The following is a 15784-nucleotide window of genomic DNA, read 5'->3' as shown; positions in this document are numbered from 1 at the left end:
TTTGTGATTAAAAAACTCCATGTGAGTGAAAAATTCACATGGAGTAAAAATTGGATTTGGATATCAATAATAAGTGGAATATTAAACGTTTGTTGGTTGTTTTACATATGGGTTTGTAAGATCCATACCTTCTAATGAAAGACCCATTGCTTTTGCTACACCTTCACCATATGCTGGATCTGCTAAATAGCAGTGAAGGATGTGACGGCGCTTGATGAATTCTTCAACAGAAGCCATATCATTTGCCGTATTTTCAAATAGACGTTGTTGCTCTTCTGCCGTCATAAGTCGGAATAGTTTACCTGGTTGTTCAAAGTAATTGTTGTCGTCTTCACGGAAGTCGTGAATACCTGCATGACCATCGATACGTAATTCAGGCTCTTTATAGTCTAAGTTATGCTCCCATTCACCATAGCTATTTGGTTCATAACCTAGTGTTGAACCAAGGTTGCCATCAAAACGCATTGCACCATCACGGTGGAAAGTGCGGAATGGACATTTCGGTGCGTTAACAGGAAGCATATAGTGGTTAACACCGAGACGATAACGCTGTGCATCTGCATATGCAAAGATACGACCTTGTAACATTTTATCTGGTGAGAAGCTAATACCAGGAACAATATTAGACGGTGCAAATGCAGCTTGTTCAACTTCTGCAAAATAGTTGTCCGGGTTTTTGTTTAACTCAAACTCACCCACTGGAATTAATGGGAAGTCTTTTTTATACCATACCTTTGTTAAATCAAATGGGTTGTATGGTAGCTCGCGAGCTTGCTCTTCAGTCATTACCTGAATGTACATTTTCCATTTAGGGAAATCGCCTTTTTCGATTGCTTCATATAAATCACGTTGTGAAGATTCGCGGTCTTGACCAATGATGTCATTAGCTTCAGCGCCAGTTAAGTTTTTAATGCCTTGCTCTGTACGGAAGTGGAATTTAACCCAAACACGTTCATTATCAGCATTGATAAAGCTATACGTATGAGAACCAAAACCATGCATATTGCGGTAACCAGCTGGAATACCACGGTCAGACATTACGATTGTCACTTGGTGAAGTGCTTCTGGTAATGAAGTCCAGAAATCCCAGTTAGAATTAGCGTTTTTCATATTTGTACGTGGGTCACGTTTTACCACGTGGTTTAAATCTGTGAAGTGTAATGGGTCGCGGAAGAAGAATACAGGTGTATTATTACCTACTAAATCCCAGTTACCTTCTTCTGTATAGAATTTAAGAGCAAAGCCACGGATATCGCGCTCAGCATCTGCCGCACCACGTTCACCTGCAACTGTAGAGAAACGTGCGAACATTTCTGTTTTTTTGCCAATCTCTGAGAAGATTTTAGCTTTTGTATATTGAGTAATATCATGCGTTACAGTAAAAGTACCAAATGCACCTGAACCTTTTGCGTGCATACGACGCTCAGGAATTACTTCACGGTTGAAATTTGCTAATTTTTCAACTAACCATACATCTTGAAGTAAAAGAGGGCCACGTGGACCTGCTGACATAGAGTCATGGTTACTTACTACTGGAGCGCCACCTGCTGTTGTAAAACGACGGCTACGATCATTTGCGTTTGTCATATTAGTTTACCTCCTGAAAAAAATGTGAGTCAAACTCTTCATCTATAACTATAACAAATATAAAATAGAATTGCTAGTACATTATAATAATTATCGTTAAAGAATTTATATATTTAAGTATAAACTATAAATATATGCGCTATACAGAAGTAATATACATAGTTTTTCACTTGAATTTTGCTTAGCTAATCTCAATTTGTAAAGTAATAAAGAGAAATGACTGCGTTAAAAATATCTTTATTGAAAATAAAGTGAGCTAATTGAAAACTATTTTAAACAAACTTTTATTTTTTTCTATATCGGTTTGGCGTAATACCAGTTTGTTGTTTAAAGATTTTAATGAAATAATTTGGATCATCAAATCCATTTAAATGAGCAATCTCACTAATTGCAAAATCTGTTTCTAGTAGCATTTTTGTAGCATGATGAATTCTAACTTGCTGTAAATAGCGCTTAAATGGCAGGCCTTGCTTCTTAGAGAAAATCGTACTTAAATAATTAGGACTAATTCCGAGCTTATGAGCAACAAAGGGTAGAGATAATGCACTATCTTTAAAGTGTTGATCAATTATTTCTAAAGCTAGTTCAACATAATCGGCTCTTTTCTCCATCCGGGCTTCTCTTGCTAACTCGATTAAAGTTTGTGTAAAAGAAATAATGCTGTTGAGAATAGTATAAAAAATAGGATGCTCGATAATGATGTGAAATAGCTGACGATAGTTTTGTTCAATAACAGCTTTTTCATGTAATTTATATTTCAACATAAAGCGCCGGATTTGTGCTAAGACACTTGTCAGATGAATACGTAAATCATCTTGTTCATAATAGATTCCCTCATTAGAAAGTCGATATAAAAAAGTTTTAACAGCCTCTAAGTTTCCATCTTCCAAACTACTTATTAATAATTGTTGCTCCTCTGGTGTTAGTAATGGATCAAAGGGCTGTGTTTCAAATTGTTTGCTGGCATAAAAAATATGACCAAAGCCTTCGTAAAAACTTTGATGTAGTGCACGCTTTGTTAATGCATACATATTTTTAATGGTTGTAGGTGTTCCATCATATATCCCGATATTTAAAGAACTATTACTAATCAAACGCCATTCCTTCATTAACGTTCGAACATCCTTCTCCACCATTTTTATATCGTCTGTGTCAAAAAGACATACGATTTTATTGGATAGAGGATATGTTTTCATATGGAAATGAATTGGAGTTTGTTGGAGCCAAGTGTAGAGCTTATTAAATGTCTCGTGATGCTCGGGTTCAATCATTGTAAAATGCAAAGTAGGTTCAATAGAGCTAGATTTGTTATCTAAAAATAATTGATAATAAAAGGAATCATTTGTCGCCTCTTGTGCATAATCTGTAATTTTTGGTGTGCGAAGAGAAATGGCAGCGAGTTTTTGCTTTAATAGTTCTAAGTCAATTGGTTTCACAAAAAGATGGGCAACCTGTAAATCAATTGCTTTTAATGCATTTTTAAATAGGGGTTCTGTCGTCATTGCTAGAATGGCACCGGATAGTTTTTGTAAATCTCGATAAAGAGCGTTTAAGCGATTATTAGGAAATAAATCGATATTTAAAAGAATCGCATCTGGTTCAAATTGTCGAATACTTTGAGTCACTTCTGAAATACTTGTACACATTTCAATAAAAACATCTCCAGGAAAATATGTATGTAAAAACCATTTTATGCCTGCTAATTCGGTTGGGTCACGATCAATTAATAACAGCTTCATACCATCAATCCTCCTTAAAATATTCTAGTTTCATATAAGATTACGATTATATTAATAAAAATAACATAAGAATCTGAAAAAAGTCTTGTTTTCTCTTTTAAAATTCTCTATATTCTGAAAAAGGTAGTTAGTACAATGTAAATAGAGTAATTGAACAACTATCAGCAACATCGAATTTTGCAATGAAAACGCTTAAAAGTGTTTTAATGCTGATGTTTTAACTATTACGATGAAATAAATCCCCCAGTGGATTTCGCAGATTTTGAAGAGGAGCTTTTTGAGCAATTTCGAGAAAATCTGGACGCATTGTTTTTCTACGTAAAAGCTAAGCGTCAACGGCTATGATGCCAAGGCGTAATTGATTTACATAGTTACATAAGGGAATAGGAGGATGTCATGTGAATTCGATCATCGAGCTTGATGGCAATACATTAACAAGACAACAAATTGAGGAAATCGTAAAGGGGCAAGCAACTGTAGCACTTTCTGCAGATAGTTTAGAACGAATTCGTTTAAGTAGAGAGCGTATCGAAAAACGTTTAGCAGAAGGGCAAACGATTTATGGTGTAAATACAGGGTTTGGAAAACTCAGCAATATAAAAATTGAAGAAGAAGATATTGAATTATTACAGTTGAATTTACTACGTTCAGATGCAACGGGTGTTGGTGAACCATTCCCAACTGATGTTGTACGCGCAATGATGGTGTTACGTGCTAATGCATTGGCTAGAGGATTTTCTGGTATTCGTGAAGAAACCGTCCAGCTGTTATTAGATCTTATTAATAAAGGCGTGCATCCAATTGTTCCATCACAAGGTTCGGTAGGAGCAAGTGGTGATTTAGCGCCATTATCCCATTTGGCATTAGTACTAGTGGGTGAAGGTAAGGCAGAGTTCAACGGAGAAAAAATGAGTGGTAGCGAGGCGTTAAAGCAAGCTGGATTAACACCAGTTCGACTACAAGCGAAAGAGGGTCTGGCACTTGTTAACGGTACGCAAGCAATGACAGGTATTGGAGTTTTAACGGTCAATGAAGCTGAACGAATTGGACTTGCAGCAGATATGGCGGCTAGTTTGACGCTAGAAGCATTGAAGGGCATTACGTCAGCATTTGATCCAGCGCTATTAGCTGTAAGACCACATCCAGAATTAGAGCTGGTTGGTGGACGTATTCGTAAGTGGCTTGATGGTAGTAAACGTGTAACAAAGCAAGGGGAAATTCGCATGCAAGATGCGTATTCGCTACGCTGTATTCCGCAAGTACACGGTGCATCTTGGCAGTCATTTTTCTATGCAGAGAACCGCGTTCAAACGGAAATGAATGCTACGACAGATAATCCGATTGTATTAGAGAGTGGTGAAGTATTGTCGGGAGGTCATTTCCATGGTCAACCGATTGCTTTAGCAATGGACTTTTTGAAAATTGGTGTAAGTGAATGGGCTAATATTTCAGAACGTCGTACAGAACGTATGGTAAATCCACAGCTTAACGAAGGCTTACCGCCATTTTTAGCGACAAATCCTGGAATTGAATGTGGACTGATGATTGCACAATATACAGCGGCTTCCATTGTCTCAGAAAATAAAGTCTTGGCACATCCCTCTAGTGTGGATTCTATTCCGACATCAGGCAACCAAGAGGATCATGTGAGTATGGGCACAACTTCGGCTCGTCAAGTACGTCAAATTGTTCACAATGCGGCTCGTGTTATAGCAATAGAGTTGATTTGTGCATCACAGGCAATTCATTTAGATAAAGCGGAAGAGCAATTATCTCCAACAACTCGAAAGTATTTAGAAAAAGTGCGTGAATTCTGTCCACCATTATTAGCAGATCAACCAATCGGTGATGAAATTGAAGCATTGGCTAAGTATTTATTAGCAAGTGATGATCTAGTTAATGAGTATGTGTAAATTAATTGAATAAACTTGTTAGAAATTAAAGTTAAAAGTTCTTTCTAAATAATATCTGAGGGGGACTTGGATGGAATTTCAACAACAAGAGCTGAGGCAAGACTCGGTTTTCCGAGCTTCCTCCGCTTTGAAAATGATTATATGCAGTTTAGTCGGAATATTCAGTTTTTTTGTTTCGTTTGAATGGCAAGGCAAAGATACAATCTTAATCGATCATATTGTGAACTTTATCCGTGCAGAGGTACCACTATTGGTGACCGCATATGTTCTGATCATGCTCGTAGGGGGAGCATTACTTCCATTTTTAACTAAAAAATGGAATAACTCAATTGTTAGTATTGTGTTATCTATTTTTAAAGTGTGTGGAATGGTAGCAGGAATTTTATTAATTTTTAATTTAGCACCGGGATGGCTAGCGAACGAAAGTATTGGACCGTATTTGATGGAGAAGCTTATTAAGCCTGTAGGAGTACTGATTCCAATTGGTTCATTATTTCTAGCACTTCTTGTAAGCTATGGGCTACTTGAATACATTGGTGTGTTAACGCAACCGTTTATGAAGCCAATCTTTAAAACACCTGGACGGTCAGCAGTTGATGCTGTTGCCTCATTCGTGGGTAGTTATTCGGTTGGTTTACTTCTAACAAACCGTGTCTATATGGAAGGGCGTTATACAGCGAAAGAAGCTGCTATTATTGCGACCGGCTTCTCTACTGTATCGGCAACGTTTATGGTAGTCATTGCGAGTACGCTTGATATTATGCAGCATTGGAATGCATTCTTCTGGGTATCGCTCGTAGTAACATTTGTGGTCACGGCCATAACAGCTCGTATATATCCACTTCGTTCAATGAAGGATGAATATTACCAGGGTTCGACACCTATGCCCGAAAAGATCGTTAAGAAGGATCGTTTTAAGGAAGCTTGGCGACAAGCGATGGAGGCTGTAGAGCAAAACCCACCTTTATCCAAAATTTTATGGATGAATTTGAAGGATGGTTTCATTATGGCAATGGGTGTTATTCCTTCTATTCTATCAATAGGTTTACTTGGATTGGTTCTTGCGACGTACACGCCTATTTTTGATTGGTTAGCTTATATTTTTGTACCTTTCACTTACGTACTACAAATTCCAGAGCCATTTTTAGCAGCCAAGGCACTATCTTTATCGCTTGCAGAGGTATTTTTACCAGCACTTGTCGTGACACAAGCACCACTCGTAACAAAATTTATTGTAGCAGTAGTATCCATTTCGGCTATATTGTTCTTCTCAGCCGTTATTCCACTAATTTTATCATCTGAAATTCCATTGACGTTGCGTCAAATTTTACTGATTTGGTTTGAGCGTGTCGTATTAACTTTAATTATCGTAACACCTATAGCATTTTTACTATTTTAAAGGAGAGTGTTTTGTATGGTATTCAAAACAGAAATTCGTGCACCACGTGGAAATGAACTAACATGTAAGGGTTGGACACAAGAAGCAGCTATGCGTATGCTAATGAACAATTTGGACCCAGAGGTTGCAGAAAACCCGGATGAACTGATTGTTTATGGAGGTATTGGTAAGGCTGCCCGTAACTGGGAGAGCTATGAACAAATTATTGCTTCTTTAAAAGAATTAGAAAATGATGAAACATTGCTCATTCAATCTGGGAAGCCAGTAGCTGTTTTCCGTACACACGAGCATTCCCCACGTGTATTAATTGCCAATTCAAACCTTGTTCCTGCATGGGCAAATTGGGATCATTTCTATGAATTAGAAGATAGAGATTTAATGATGTATGGTCAAATGACTGCAGGAAGCTGGATTTATATTGGTGCTCAAGGTATTTTACAAGGTACTTATTTATCGTTTGTTGAAGCAGGGAAAAAAGTATTTGGCACTGCGGATTTACGTGGTAAATTCATCCTTACAGGTGGTATGGGTGGCATGAGTGGTGCACAGCCATTAGCTGGAAAAATGGCAGGAGCTGTAATTCTAGTTGTTGAAGTAGAACGTGCACGCATTGAACGTAAAATTAAAGAAGGTTACTGTGATTACATTGTGGAAACGGTGGACGAAGCAATTGCCTTAGTGAATAAATTACGTGACCAAAAAGAGCCTGCATCAATTGGTCTTGTTGGTAACTGTGCAGACGTCAATCGTGAACTGCTAAATCGAGGGATTATTCCAGACTTTGTAACAGATCAGACATCTGCACATGACCCTATTAATGGCTATGTACCAAACGGCATGACATTTGAAGAAGCACTAGAACTGCGTAAATCAGATGTTAAAACATATGAACGAAAATCGAAAGAAACAATGGCAGAACATGTGCGGACAATGCTAGAGTTCCAAGAAGCGGGCGCTGAAGTATTTGATTATGGTAATAACATTCGTGCATACGCTAAAGAGATGGGTGTAACAAATGCCTTTGATTTCCCAGGCTTTGTACCAGCATATATTCGTCCATTGTTCTGTGAAGGCAAGGGTCCATTCCGTTGGGCGGCTCTTTCAGGAGACCCAGAGGATATTTATAAAACAGATGCACTTGCGAAAGAGATGTTCGCTGAAGATGAAGGCCTTGTTAACTGGATTGATATGGCGCAAAAAATGGTTAAATGGCAAGGCTTACCTGCACGTATTTGTTGGTTAGGCTATGGTGATCGCCACCGTTTTGCATTAAAAGTAAATGAAATGGTTGCCAATGGTGAATTATCAGCGCCAATTGTCTTTGGCCGTGATCATTTAGATTCAGGTTCAGTGGCATCGCCAAACCGTGAAACAGAAGGAATGTTGGATGGTTCGGATGCAGTATCCGATTGGCCAATTTTAAATGCTCTTGTCAATACAGCGAGTGGTGCAAGCTGGGTAAGTGTACACCATGGTGGTGGTGTTGGAATGGGTTATTCCCAACATGCAGGCCAAGTGCTAGTAGCAGATGGATCTGAGCTTGCTGCAGAAAAAATTGCACGTGTATTAGTTTCAGATCCAGGGATGGGCGTTGTTCGTCATGCAGATGCAGGCTATGACATTGCTATTAATACAGCGAAAAACAAAGGTGTGCATATACCAATGTTAAAGGGTGATGTGAAGTGACCATTTTAATAAAGAATGCCAATGAAGTGATTACATTAAAAAGTAACATACAAGGTCCGCGTACGAAGGAACAAATGCGTGAAATTGCAGTGGTAGAAAACGGCTCTGTTCTTATTGAGGCAGATCATATTGTTGCTGTTGGAGCTTTGGATCAACTAGAGGTAGACTTTCCTGATTTAGTAAAGAATGCGGAGACTATTGATGCTTCAGGTAAGATAGTTATGCCAGGGTTAGTTGATTGTCATACACATTTAGTACATGGTGGGACTCGTGAACAAGAGTTTAATATGCGACTTAATGGTTCTACCTACATGGAAATTATGAATGCTGGTGGTGGCATTCACGCTACAACTAAACGTACACGGGAAACTAGCATTGAAGATTTATATGAAAAAACGATGCAACACTTAGATGTATTTTTAAAGCATGGTGTGACAACAGTTGAAGCGAAATCAGGCTATGGCTTGGATTGGGAAACAGAAAAGAAGCAGCTGGAGGTAGCAAAACAATTACAAGCTACACATGACATTGATGTCGTGAGTACATTTATGGGAGCGCATGCAGTACCGCGAGACTATAAAGGTCGTGAGGATGAATTTGTTGATGTCGTCATCAAGGATATGTTACCTAAAGTGGCCGAGCTAGAACTAGCTGAATTTAATGATGTATTTTGTGAAAAAGGTGTATTCACACCAGAGCAATCTCAACGAATTTTAGAAGCGGGGAAAGCACTTGGTTTAACCCCGAAAATACATGCTGATGAAATCGAGCCATATAAAGGTGCAGAGCTTGCTGCGGAAGTAGGGGCAATTTCGGCAGAGCATTTGTTAGTGGCATCGGATGAAGGTATTAAAAAAATGGCTGAAGCAGGTACAATTGCTGTCTTGCTACCGGGAACAGCATTCTTCTTACGGGCACCATTTGCAAGAGGACGCCTAATGATTGATGAAGGGGTGCCCGTAGCAATCTCAACGGACTTTAATCCTGGATCATCTCCGACAATGAGTCTACCATTTATTATGAATTTAGCTTGTATGCATATGGGTATGACATTGGAGGAAGTATTAACAGCTACAACGATTAATGCGGCTTATGCACTGAATCGGGGCGAACAAATAGGGTCCCTTGAAGCGGACAAAAAAGCGGACGTTGTGATTCTAGATGTTGCTAATTACAAGCAATTACAATACTTCTACGGTATGAACCATACACATACGGTCATCAAAAATGGTCAAGTTGTTGTGCAAAATGGAATTCTGCTGAAAGATCAATAATATTATGGGCATAAATAAGGCTAGAAAGCTTTATTTATGCTTTTTTTATATATAGGTTGCAATTACTTTGGTAAAAGATTATAATCAATTTAAATAGTAATTCATGAATTACAAATTACTAAAACCTTGTTATTGATTGAAGGGGTTACTCAATGAAAAAATTTCATACTGAAGAAGAAGTGCTTGCGAATTATGATTCTTCAAAATATCAAACACCTGATGGGTATACAGCGGATATTGCTATTTTTACAATTACGTCAGAGAAAATAGAAGAAAAAGCACCTCCTCAAATGACACTGAAGATTATGTTAATTAAGCGTGCGGCAAAAGATGCTGAAGGAAACCAGAATATTGAAGGGGGAAAATGGGCACTTCCAGGAGGATTTGTAGATGCTGTTCAAAAGGAAACAGCATATATCGCTGCTAGAAGAGAATTAAAAGAAGAAACAAATGTAGAAGGTTTACATGTACAACATTTTGGTGTTTATGATGAAATCGATCGAGATCCACGTGGTTGGATGATATCGAATGCGTTTTATGCAATTGTTCCTGAGACATATATAGAGCAACGCCAAGCTAATGATGATGCTGATGATGTACAGTTATTTGATATAGAAAATGTATTTTCGCTACAGTTAGCTTTCGATCATCGAAGAATTATTACAGATGCGTTGGAATTTATTAAAAGGGATATGATACAAACGACAGTTGCCAAAAACTTTTTACCACAAGAGTTTACTTTATCTGAATTACAGAGGGTGCTCCTGACAGTTGGAGAAGATCCTCGAATTTCAAATGATTCAGTATTTTTTACAAAAGCACCTAAATTACCTTTTATCCAAAAAGTGTTAGATGAGGAAGGTAAACCGAAGAAAACGAAACGCAATTCATTTAGGCCTTCACAACTTTATACATTCACTGATTTTGAAATAGTGGAGTCCATCTATCATTAGGAAAGAGCCATCTTTCCTGATTGTTTTAAATGAAGTAATTTGTAATTTTAATATTACTAATTAATAAAGTGGAGTGATGAGACGATGATGAAAAAACGTGCATTAATTAATATTGATTATACAGTGGATTTTGTAGCGACAGATGGAGCTCTTACTTGTGGAGAGCCTGGGCAGTTACTCGAACATACAAATGTTGAATTAACAAAGGATTTTATTAAGAACGGTGATTTTACAGTTTTTGCGATAGATGTTCATGAACAGGGGGATGTCTACCATCCAGAAACAAAGCTATTCCCACCACATAATATTCGAAATACAGAAGGTAGAAATTTATATGGTGCATTAAAGCAACTATATGAGGCAAATAAAGAGCAGGATTGCGTCTATTACATGGATAAAACACGCTACTCTGCTTTTGCAGGAACAGATTTAGAATTGAAATTACGTGAAAGAGGAATTACTGAGCTTCACTTAATCGGCGTTTGTACAGATATCTGTGTTCTTCATACAGCAGTAGATGCTTATAATAAAGGGTTCGATATTGTCATTCATAAAGATGCTGTTGCCTCCTTTAACCAAGCAGGACATGAGTGGGCGTTAGGGCATTTCGAGCACACGCTCGGTGCCACTATTATTTGACAATAAGGGATGGAGGAGAAAACATGAAATATGCAGACGATAGCTTCATGTTACACACAGATTTATATCAAATTAATATGGTTCAAGCTTATTGGCAAGATGGTGTTCAACAACGAAAAGCTGTTTTTGAGCTATATTTTAGAAAACTTCCATTTGGCAATGGCTATGCGGTATTTGCTGGTTTGAAAAAAGTGATCGATTTTATTAATAACTTTAGATTTTCCCAAAGTGATATTCAATATTTACGAGAAGAGGGGAAATATCCAGAGGATTTTCTTCAATATCTGCAGGAGCTTAAGTTTACAGGAAGCATAAAGGGAATGAAAGAGGGTGAACTTGTCTTCGCCAATGAACCTATCCTGCGAATTGAAGCACCATTGGCAGAGGCCCAATTAATCGAAACCCCTTTGTTAAATATTGTGAACTACCAAACGCTCATCGCCACAAAGGCTTCACGTATCAAGCAAGTGACAGGTGAGGATATTGTTATGGAGTTCGGCACTCGACGTGCACATGAATTTGATGCTGCAATTTGGGGTACTCGGGCTGCTTTTATAGGTGGATTTTCTGCAACAAGTAATGTGAGAGCGGGGAAATTGTTCGGTATTCCTGTGTCAGGAACTCATGCCCATGCAATGATTCAAACCTATCGAGATGAGTATACTGCTTTTAAAAAATATGCAGCAGCTCATAAAGACTGCGTTTTCTTAGTAGATACTTATGACACGCTACGTTCAGGCGTTCCTAATGCTATTCGTGTGGCAAAGGAGCTTGGAGATCAGATTAATTTTGTTGGTATTCGTTTAGACAGTGGCGATTTAGCCTACCTTTCAAAAGAGGCAAGAAAAATGCTAGATGAAGCAGGGTTTACAGAAGCTAAAATTATGGCTTCGAATGATTTGGACGAATATACAATCATGCATTTAAAATCGCAAGGTGCGCGAATCGATGCATGGGGCATCGGAACAAAGCTAATTACAGCCTACGATCAAGCTGCTCTTGGTGGAGTATACAAATTGGTTTCTATTGAAGATGAGAGGGGAGAAATGGTTGACACCATTAAAATTTCAGCAAATCCTGAGAAAGTAACTACACCAGGGCGTAAACGTGTTTACCGTATTATTAATAATGAGAATGGTCATGCTGAAGGGGACTATATTGCATTAGATGAAGAAAACATAGAACAAGAAGAAAGATTAAAAATGTTCCACCCTATTCATACGTATATTAGTAAATTTGTTACGAATTTTTCAGCAAAAGAGTTACATGAAAGTATTGTCGAAAAGGGAAAAGTGATTTATGAGGAACCGACTCTTCAAGAAATTCAAGCATATGCGAAGGAAAATTTACGTTTGCTCTGGTGTGAGTACAAACGAACAATGAATCCAGAAGAGTATCCAGTCGATTTAAGTCAAGCTTGCTGGGACAATAAAATGGCAAGCATACAGACAATTAAAGAAAAAATCTCACAAGGAAACAGCAGGAGGTAGATAAAATGGCGAGGATAGGTATTTATGGTTCATCTTTTGACCCTATTACCAATGTTCATCTTTGGACAGCAAGTACGGTCGCACACCGCTGTAAATTAGATAAAGTTATCTTTTTGCCATGCTCAAATAAACGCAAAGATAAAACGATAAAAACCGCTGATATTCATCGTTGGAATATGCTACAGCTCGCTATTGCTAAGGACGATCGTTTTATTGCAGATTCCTATGAGATGGACCAAGAAGGCTGGAACATCTACACATATGACACGATGAAATACTTTAGAGAAAAACATCCAGATGATGAAGTCCATTTTATCATGGGGGCTGATTTATTAGTGGATATTGGTGCAGGGCTGTGGAAAAAAGGCGACGCATTAGTAGCAGAAAATAAATTTATTGTAATGGCAAGACATGGCATTGATATGCTGTCCACGATTAGTCGTTCTCCTATATTAAGGAATCATGATGATGGTAGATTCCATCTAATCGATAAAGGGCTAGCGATGGAAATTAGTTCTACCTATATTCGAGAAGAATTTGCTATGCGGGGAGAACCAAGATACCTCTTGCCTAATGCATGTTACGACTATATTAAAGAACATCATCTTTATCAAAAATAGTAAAGTACGGTTAAAAGTGTGGATAGGTGCCACACTTTTTTAATTTTGAAAAGATGGTGAATTTTATCATATGCTCCTCTAGGTAAGCTATAATAAAAAGAGCAATAACATACAATCTTTTTGCTGGTAATAATTATAATGATTAATGTTAGAAAGGAATTCATGGATGTGCAACTTACATTAACATTTCTTATTTTAGGAGTAACGATTTTCGCATTTGTGACCAATAAAGTACGGGCAGATCTTGTAGCAATTGTGTCACTTCTAGCATTTGTCATTACGAATATTTTAACGCCGGCCGAGGCATTAGCTGGTTTTTCTAACTCTGTCGTTTTAATGATTGCAGGGTTATTTGTCGTGGGTGCAGGAATTTTACGGACAGGACTTGCAGGAATGGCAGGGCAACTTTTACTTAAGTGGTCTGGTAATAGTGAGCTAAAACTATTTGTGTTACTGCTTATTATTGTAGGATCAGTCGGTGCCTTTATGAGTAATACCGGTACTGTAGCACTAATGATGCCGATAGTCGTGAGTATAGCAATTAGTATGAAAGTCAGCCCTTCTAAATTTCTTCTACCACTTTCATATGTAGCAAGTCTTTCTGGGCTGATGACTTTGATTGCATCACCAACAAATTTAATCGTTAGTCAGTTATTGGTCGACCGAGGCTATCATAAACTTGGCTTTTTTGAAGTGACCCCTATTGGTATTATCGGGATGATTGCGGGGATAACTTACTTAGTACTTGTGCGTAATATTTTGTTACCAAAGGATCGTAATCGAACTCAGACAAATGAGGGGTATAAACTTTCACCTAAGAAAATTATTAAGCAATATGATTTAAATAATCGCCTATTTAAAATCTCTGTTCCTGATGAATCACCTATTATTGAAACATCTTTAGCAGAATTAAAACTGCCAGCTACGTATATGCTTTGTATGATGAAAATTCATCGTAAATCTCAGGAGGGCATTAACTTATTACCGATGACTTATCAAGAAATGGCTGGTCCAACAAGTGTTATACATGCAAAAGACGAGCTATATGTTCAAGGTGAAGAAGAGGATATTCGTCGGTTTGTTGAGGATTATCAGCTTGAGATGCAAGGATTAGTAGAAGGAGAAGCCGACGAACTAGTATCGAAACATCTTGGTATTGCAGAAGTATTGCTCACACCTAATTCAAGCTTTATCAATGAAACGGTCAGCTCTCTTGGATTCCGAGAAAAATATAACTTAAATATCATTGGTATTAATCGTAGAGGTGGCTATAAGCTCCAAGATATGGTTTCACATAAATTGAAATTTGGAGATGCGATATTAGTGCAAGGAGCATGGGATGAAATTCTTTTGTTAGCAAGAGAGACCCAGGATGTTGTGGTTGTCGGTCAGCCTAAGGAACATGCAAGTGTAGCAGCGGCTACAGGCAAAGCTGGTATTGCAGGTATTATTATGTTGTTCATGATTTTTTTGATGGCATTCGAAATTTTTCCTGCTGTCATCTCGGTCATGATTGGTGCTGTCCTAATGATATTGACGGGTTGTTTAAGAAACATGGAAGATGCCTATAGCAATATGAATTTTGAAAGTATCGTGCTTGTAGCTGCTATGCTGCCAATGGCGACAGCATTAGAAAAAACAGGAGGCATGGCTATTTTATCTGATGGGATCATCAATGCTCTAGGCGATTTCGGACCTTATGGTGTACTAATAGGTGTTTATATTTTAACTGCTGTATTTGGTCAATTTATTAGTAATACAGCAACTGCAGTATTGTTTGCGCCGATTGCCATGAGTGCCGCCATTGCAATGGATGTAAGTCCCACAACATTTATGATTGCAGTTGCGGTAGCCGCAAGTATGGCATTTGCTACACCAATTGCTTCCCCAACAAATGCACTAGTAATGACAGCAGGGGGCTATAAATTTATGGACTTTGTCAGAATAGGGGTTCCATTACAAATTGTTATGTTCATTGTCATGATGGTAGCCATCCCATTCTTTTTCCCATTTTAAAATCTCAGGCTATCCATCTAAAGGAATCGAGAAGTACTTCTCGATTCTTTTCTAATTGATCACGTGGAGTAGATTTGATGTTTCGTCCGTCATAAATGTAAATGAAAAAGAACATAGAGAAAGTCTCAACTTTTTTTAGTCTATCTTTAGGTTGAAAACTCAATTTTAATATTCAATTATTTTGATTATAGTTCTAAAAAAAACTACTAAATTATTATCGAGGGATATGCTAAAATAAAATACAACAGCTAGTGAAAACATCTTTATTAGCCAAAATATTTTATGTTATTAATATAGGAAGTTTTCCTGCTTTGAGAAAAAACTTAATTTTTTTTTAGAAAAAGTGTTGACCTTTTAAAAATAAGGGTGTAGTATTATACAAGTCGCCACGGTGACACGCTAAAATAAAGCAAAACATGAACCTTGAAAACTGAACAAGCAAAACGTAATCAATAAAGTTTTAAGTAA

The 15784-nt window shown here is 37.7% G+C and carries 11 protein-coding genes; 9 read left to right on the top strand and 2 right to left on the bottom strand.

Going from position 1 to position 15784, the window contains the following annotated elements; all coding sequences use genetic code 11:
- Positions 1 to 81: 81 nt before the first annotated feature.
- Positions 82 to 1587: a catalase gene (locus RT445_RS07850; protein WP_274795263.1), complete on the bottom strand. Its 1506-nt coding sequence runs from the start codon at positions 1585 to 1587 to the stop codon at positions 82 to 84.
- Between the two features lie 284 nt (positions 1588 to 1871).
- Positions 1872 to 3326: a helix-turn-helix domain-containing protein gene (locus tag RT445_RS07845; RefSeq protein ID WP_274795264.1), complete on the bottom strand. Its 1455-nt coding sequence runs from the start codon at positions 3324 to 3326 to the stop codon at positions 1872 to 1874.
- A 398-nt stretch (positions 3327 to 3724) separates the two neighbouring features.
- Here RT445_RS07845 and hutH point away from each other — a divergent pair, with 398 nt between their 5' ends.
- From hutH to RT445_RS07800, 9 genes are all read left to right on the top strand, one after another.
- Positions 3725 to 5239, top strand: coding sequence for a histidine ammonia-lyase (hutH, locus tag RT445_RS07840; protein WP_274795265.1), 1515 nt, complete (start codon positions 3725 to 3727; stop codon positions 5237 to 5239).
- Between the two features lie 70 nt (positions 5240 to 5309).
- On the top strand, positions 5310 to 6638 hold the full coding sequence (locus tag RT445_RS07835) for a YjiH family protein (protein WP_274795266.1): 1329 nt from the start codon (positions 5310 to 5312) through the stop codon (positions 6636 to 6638).
- A gap of 15 nt (positions 6639 to 6653) precedes the next feature.
- A complete protein-coding gene (gene hutU, locus RT445_RS07830; RefSeq protein WP_312507215.1) occupies positions 6654 to 8324 on the top strand; it encodes a urocanate hydratase in 1671 nt (556 codons plus the stop codon).
- Positions 8321 to 9598 (top strand): imidazolonepropionase, encoded by a 1278-nt coding sequence (hutI, locus tag RT445_RS07825; protein ID WP_312507216.1) that lies wholly within the window; start codon positions 8321 to 8323, stop codon positions 9596 to 9598. The genes hutU and hutI overlap by 4 nt, the downstream gene beginning before the upstream one ends.
- A 152-nt stretch (positions 9599 to 9750) precedes the next feature.
- On the top strand, positions 9751 to 10551 hold the full coding sequence (locus tag RT445_RS07820; RefSeq protein WP_274795269.1) for an NUDIX domain-containing protein: 801 nt from the start codon (positions 9751 to 9753) through the stop codon (positions 10549 to 10551).
- An 84-nt stretch (positions 10552 to 10635) separates the two neighbouring features.
- Positions 10636 to 11190, top strand: coding sequence for a cysteine hydrolase family protein (locus RT445_RS07815; protein WP_312507217.1), 555 nt, complete (start codon positions 10636 to 10638; stop codon positions 11188 to 11190).
- 23 nt (positions 11191 to 11213) lie between these two features.
- Positions 11214 to 12680 carry a nicotinate phosphoribosyltransferase gene (locus RT445_RS07810; protein ID WP_312507218.1) on the top strand — a complete coding sequence of 489 codons (1467 nt, stop codon included), beginning with the start codon at positions 11214 to 11216 and terminating at the stop codon, positions 12678 to 12680.
- Positions 12681 to 12685: 5 nt separating this feature from the next.
- On the top strand, positions 12686 to 13300 hold the full coding sequence (gene nadD, locus RT445_RS07805; RefSeq protein WP_274795272.1) for a nicotinate-nucleotide adenylyltransferase: 615 nt from the start codon (positions 12686 to 12688) through the stop codon (positions 13298 to 13300).
- 162 nt (positions 13301 to 13462) lie between these two features.
- Positions 13463 to 15316: an SLC13 family permease gene (locus tag RT445_RS07800; protein ID WP_274795273.1), complete on the top strand. Its 1854-nt coding sequence runs from the start codon at positions 13463 to 13465 to the stop codon at positions 15314 to 15316.
- Positions 15317 to 15784: the final 468 nt, after the last annotated feature.

Origin of the sequence: Lysinibacillus sp., from assembly GCF_032093475.1 — a bacterium.
Lineage (GTDB): Bacteria > Bacillota > Bacilli > Bacillales_A > Planococcaceae > Lysinibacillus > Lysinibacillus irui.
The sequence above is the reverse complement of the archived record's forward strand: the minus strand, read 5'-3'. Positions and strand labels throughout refer to the sequence as shown.